The organism is Microcystis sp. M53603_WE2 (genome assembly GCF_030065435.1).
Map to the genome: position 1 here is coordinate 1 of NZ_JASJFF010001290.1, position 6109 is coordinate 6109.

The 6109-nt window shown below is 37.6% G+C and carries 2 protein-coding genes; both read right to left on the bottom strand.

Annotated elements, in window-relative coordinates:
• Positions 1 to 2348: non-ribosomal peptide synthetase (locus PX481_RS26945; RefSeq protein WP_288025284.1), on the bottom strand; the 2348-nt coding region annotated here is incomplete at its 3' end.
• Positions 2345 to 6109: condensation domain-containing protein (locus tag PX481_RS26950; protein WP_288097006.1), on the bottom strand; the 3765-nt coding region annotated here is incomplete at its 5' end. The genes PX481_RS26945 and PX481_RS26950, both read right to left, overlap by 4 nt.

Below are 6109 nucleotides of genomic sequence, written 5' to 3' on the forward strand. Positions count from 1 at the left end.
GGCTGACAGCACCAGATAGTAGTCTCAACCGCTACTTCTGTTGGTCCATAAGCGTTATATAATTCACAGTTTAACTGCTGAAAAAATCGTTGATTGAGTTCATAAGATAAGGCTTCTCCCCCGACAATTACTCGTTTTAAACAGTGGCAATCTTTGCTCTTGGGATGTTGCAGAAAAACTCGCAATATTGAGGGAACACAAGTGAAACAAGTTACTTGTTCTTGCACAATTAAATCTATTAAATAATCTATATCTTTATACCCGTCAGGTTTAGCCACGACTAGGGTAGCACCAGATGTTAAAGATGAGAAAACTTCCCAAACTGAAACATCAAAACTAAAGGGAGTAATTTGGAGAATGCGGTCTTCAGAGTTAAGATTATAATTGTCAATATTGTCTTTTAGAGTATTGCAAATTCCTTGATGAATATTCATCACACCTTTAGGTTTTCCCGTTGAACCCGAAGTGTATATAACATAAGCTAAATTTTCTGGTTTAACTGGAGAGGTCAAATTCTCTTGACTATAATTAGCTATCTTTAACCAATCTGTATCTAAACACAGTATTTCGGGGCAATTTTCTGGTAGAGATTGAACTAAAGATTGCTGAGTTAACAACAGAGAGATAGCTGAATCAGATATCATATAATCCAAGCGCTCAGGGGGATAATTAGGATCCAAAGGAACATAAGCTCCCCCGGCTTTAATAATTCCCAATATTCCGATGAGCATCTCAAAAGAACGCTCAATAAAAATCCCCACTAATACTTCTGAAGTTACGCCTTTTTCTTGTAAATAGTGACCGACTTGATTAGCTCGATTATTTAACTCTCGATAGGTCAATTTTTTGCCCTCAAAAATAATAGCTATTGCCTCGGGATTATCTCTAACTTTTTCTTCAAATAACTGGTGCAGACACTGTTGAGAATAAGCGACTTCGGTTTGATTCCACTCTATTAGTAATTGATGCCGTTCTTCAGGGGTTAATAAATTAATCTCAGATAATTTACAATCGGGATTCTGAATTACACTTTCAATAATTTGTAAAAAGTGACCGCTCATTCTGGCGATAGTTTCAGGCAAAAATAAATCCGGCTCATATTCAATAGCTAATGTAAGATTATGACTATCTTCAAAGAAGCTCCAAGTCATATCAAATTGAGCCATCCGTGGTTTTAAGGGATAAGGTTGATGTTCCAAACCAGGAATTTTTAAGACAGTTTTGCTTTCTTTACTCAGTAGAGAAAACATGACATCAAATAAGGGATTTCTGGACAAATCACGTTCTAAATTGAGAGCGGATACTAATTTATCAAAAGGATAATCACGATATTCATAAGCATCAAGACAGGTGTTAGTTACTTCCCCTAAGACTTGCTTAAAAGTTACTCCCTCTGGTAATAAAGTTCTTAAGGCCAAGGTGTTAACATAAAACCCGATCTGGTTTTCTAAATCAGGATGATTTCGTGCTGAAATAGGGATACCAACCACTAAATCCCGTTGGCCGGTGTGGCGGTAGAGTAATATTTTAAAGAAAGTCAGTAGGGTAATAAATAGAGTCGTCTGATTTCGAGTTGCAAAGGTTTGTAATTGTTGGCTAAGACTCTCACTAAATTGATAAGTGTAGGAAGCCGCTTGAGAAGATTTTACTTGAGGTCGAGGGAAGTCTATCGGTAAGTTTAAGATAGGGGGATGTTCGGAAAAAACCTCACACCAATACTCATGTTGTTCTCTAACTTCTTCACTTTCTAACCACTGATTTTGCCATGCCGCATAATCTTTATACTGTAGAGTAAGAGGGGGTAATTCAGCTTTTTTTTGTTGAGTATAAGCAGAGTATAATATAAAGAACTCTTGAAAGATAATATCAAGTGATTGTGCATCCCCAATAATATGATGGACAGTCAAACCAAAGATAAATTCTTCTGACTTAATCTGCACCAATAAGACCCGAATAAGGGGCAACTTTTCTAAACTAAAAGGTAAATTTGCCGACTCTTGAATTAAATCATCTGCCAAGAGTTCAGCATCTTTTTCTGCTCTTAAATCTTTAAAAATGATTAACTGTTCTGTGGGGATTTCCTCATGAATAACTTGCTTAATATTGCCTCCAACACTGGCAAAAGTGGTTCTGAGAATTTCATGACGGTTCACCAGTTCTTGAAAGGATGCTGTTAATATAGAAACATCTAACTTGCCATTAATTCTCATGGCAAGCCTAATATTATAAGCACTAGAAGATTCGCTGATATGCTGCAAAATCCAAAGCCTTCTTTGACCGTGAGAGACTTGGTAATATTTTTGTTTTTCCAGTGGGTTAATTGAGTCAGATTGTGGTAAGTTGATCATCGTTTTTGTCGGGATTGAATTAATACAGCTTGTTCTTTTAAAGTATTATGGGTAAAAATTTCCCGTAATCGGAGAGAAACTCCAAATTGATTACGGATTTGTGACACTAAGCGCATCGCCTTCAGACTGTTTCCTCCTAGTTCAAAAAATGACTGATTACTGTTACTAACTTCTGCTTCTAATAACTCACCCCAAAGGGAAGCTAATAAAGCTTCTTGTGGATTAAAATCTGGGACTTGGTTAGTTGAGTCAGTAATATTTTCTTCGGGTTTTGGCAAAGCTAGACGATGAATTTTTCCATTGGGTAACAAGGGAAAAGCTTCTAACCGCATTAAAAAGCTAGGCTGCATATAAATCGGTAAGAGTTGCTTTAATTTACCTCGAATATATTCCTGATGAACTGTATCCTCGGCTTGATAATAAGCAATTACGTTTACTAATTCCTCCTTTTTATTAGCCATAACTAAGGCTTTTTCTACTCCCTCAATCCCACTGAGGACATCTTCAATCTCTCCTAATTCAATCCGTACCCCATTTAATTTAATTTGATTGTCACTGCGTCCTATTACTTCTAAAGTTAGATCAGGAAGCAGTCTGCCTAAGTCTCCAGTACGATAAACTATATCCCTCCCCCCATTCAAAGGATTAGGCACAAAAACTGAATGAGTTAAGCTTTCATCTTGATAATAACCTTTGGTTAAATAGGGGGATTTAACGAACACTTCTCCTACTTCTCCTATTGCCCTGGCGCGATTTCCATCAACCACTGCATAAGCGGCATCTGGCAAAGTTTGACCACCCGGAACCCGTTCATAGGGAATATTATTAGGGTTAGGAATTCGATAAAAATGCTTAACAAATGTAGTTTCACTTGCCCCATAAATATTCACAAATTCTGTCTGAGAGCCAAAAATTTGATGCCATTCAGCCAGTTCTTTCACAAATAAAGGCTCTCCTCCTAAGACAAAAATTCGCAAACTTTTCAGGAGATTATGTGCATTAATTAAACCACGCCCCATCTTTAAAAATAGACGCATTACCGAGGGGACAGTGTGTAGTAAGTTAATTTTCCATTCTCCTATTCGCAGTAATAAAAGCTCTAAGTCTTCTCGCTCTGTACTCTCTGGAATATACAGAGTTCCCCCTGAGCATAAAGTCACACAGGTTTCCCTCAAATAAGCATCAAAATTAATTTGAGCAATTTGTAAACAGCGCCAACTTTCATTAATGCCAAATTCCCGTTTTTCCCAATCAATGAAATGACGTAAGCTGCCGTGACTGCCTAAGATTGCTTTAGGTTCACCGGTTGAGCCAGAAGTAAACATAATATAATTAGAATCATCAGCATCCGGCATAGCTAGAAGGGGTTGCAGTTTGCTTAATTGGCAAGGAAACTCTTGATAATCCATGCCATTCCACTGATGATATTGCTGAATTTTATGAGCCTTAACCACTAAGATATGAGGCGGTTTTTCTAATGCGGATAGTTGGGGTTTAATCCCCTCTAAATTCTCAGCAGCAACTAAGATAATTTCGGGGCTAGTTTTAATCATCATGCGTTGCCGGCGCTCCTCTGGTTCATCTAAACGTAGAGGTAAATAGATTCCTCCGGCTTTAAATACTGCCAGCATAGCGATTAACTGACGATAATCTCCTTCTAGGAGAACACCACAAACCTTATCTTTTTCCACGCCTAATTCTTTTAAGGCATAAGCCCAAAAGTTAGTTAGTTCATGTAATTCTTGATAGCTAAATTTACCCCCTGGATAAATAATCGATGTTTTCTCCGGTTTGGCTGCAACTTGGTCAATAAAATCATGGATAATAGTACGGGTTTCTAAGCGAGGAATAGGATTGATAAAATTGGCAATAAAAGCGGTTTCTGCTGCCGATAACAAAGAAATGTCTTTGACGGGTTGGGCGGGGTTAGATAGCATTTCATTCAAGAGTTTATCGAAGTGAATGAGACATTTTTTCATCCTCTCCTCTTGGAATAAGTCGGTGTTATAAATTAGCTCTAATCTGAGTTTTTCCTGATCTTCACTAAACACAAAAGATAGATCAAACTTACTGGTCGGGGTCAGGGAATCTAGAGATTTTATTTGTATATTTTCCAAGCCTACAGGTTGATCAAAATTTTGCAGAAGGACTAATATATCAAACAAGGGAGTGCGGTTAATTTCTCTAGAAACAGCTAATTTTTCTACTAAAATATCAAAGGGATAATCGGAATGTTCTAAGGCTTCGGTAACGGTTTGACGAACCTTTGCGAGTAGATTTTTGTAGCCTTTTTCGGGTTCAATTTGGTCACGAATAACTAAGGTATTGAGAAATAAACCGATTAGAGATTGCAGTTGAGGATGGCTTCTGGTGGCGATTTCTGTACCAATAGTAATATCATGTTGACCACTGTAGCGATACAGTAATATTTTGACAGCCGCTACCAATGCCATGAATAGGGTGATTTCGTTTTCCTGACAAATTTTTCTTAATTTAGAAATCGTTTCTCGGTCAAATGTCCAGCTTAAATGAGAACCCTTAAACGTCTTTATTTGGGGACGTTTAAAGTCTGTCGGTAAGTGAACTCTGGTCAGTTGTCCATTGTCCAGTTTTTGCCGCCAGTAATCTAGGTTTTGGGGATTATTTTCGCTTCTTAAAAGATTATTTTGCCATCCTGCATAATCTTTATATTGTATCGGCAATGGCTCTATACTAGGCTGTAATCCTTTGGCTAAATCAGAGTAGTATTGTAAGCATTCTTTAGCTAACAAACTCATTGACCAACCATCACAGATAATATGATGAATTTCTAACTCTAAAATATATTCATTCGGAGATAGTTTATAAATCTTAGAGCGCACCAGGGGACTTTTCTCTAAGTCAAACGGTTTTCTCTCTTTTGCAATCGTTTCTAGGATTTCTTCATCAGGTTTATTTGTCCAGTCTTTAAATTCCCAATCAAAAGGACGATTTTGCAGGATTTTCTGTTGTGGTTCACCGTTAATTAAAATGAAAGATGTCCGCAGGGATTCATGACGGGAAATCAATAATTGTATGGCTTTTTCAAAGACATCTGGGCTAAAATCTCCTGCTATTTTGAGGGTGGAAACAATATGATAAGCTACATTATTGAGATCCATCTGTTGCAAGACATAGAAACGTCTCTGAGCATGGGATGTTTCGTAGGTTTCTTGTGCAGATACAAGGGGAATAGTGGCTACCGTCAGAGGGGTAACAGTGCTTAATAATGCTGCTTGTTCAGCAATGGTAGGATGAGCAAATACTTGTTTAATGGGCAAAGATTGCCCTAACTTTTCCTGAATTTTACTCACTAGAGAAATAGCTTTTAAGCTATGTCCTCCTAACTCAAAGAAGTTGTCACTAACCCCTATTTTGGATACCTGAAGAACATCTTGCCAAATCTGAGCTAAGAGGCTTTCTTTTTGATTTCTTGGGGCTATATAAGCAGATTCAATAATTGATGTCTCATCGGGGATAGGTAATTTTTTTCTGTCTATCTTGCCATTGTTATTTAAGGGAAAATCCGACAACAGGACAAAGGCAGAAGGCACCATATAAGCGGGGAGTTGCTGCTGTAAGAAACGACGCAGATCCTGAGGAGTTAATAAAGTATCTTTTCTGATTACATAAGCAACTAACCGTTGATTATATAAGGTATCTTCCCGCATAATCACAACAGTTTGTTCAACGTTGGGATGAGTTTCTAAAACCGTCTGAATTTCTCCTAATTCAATGCGTAA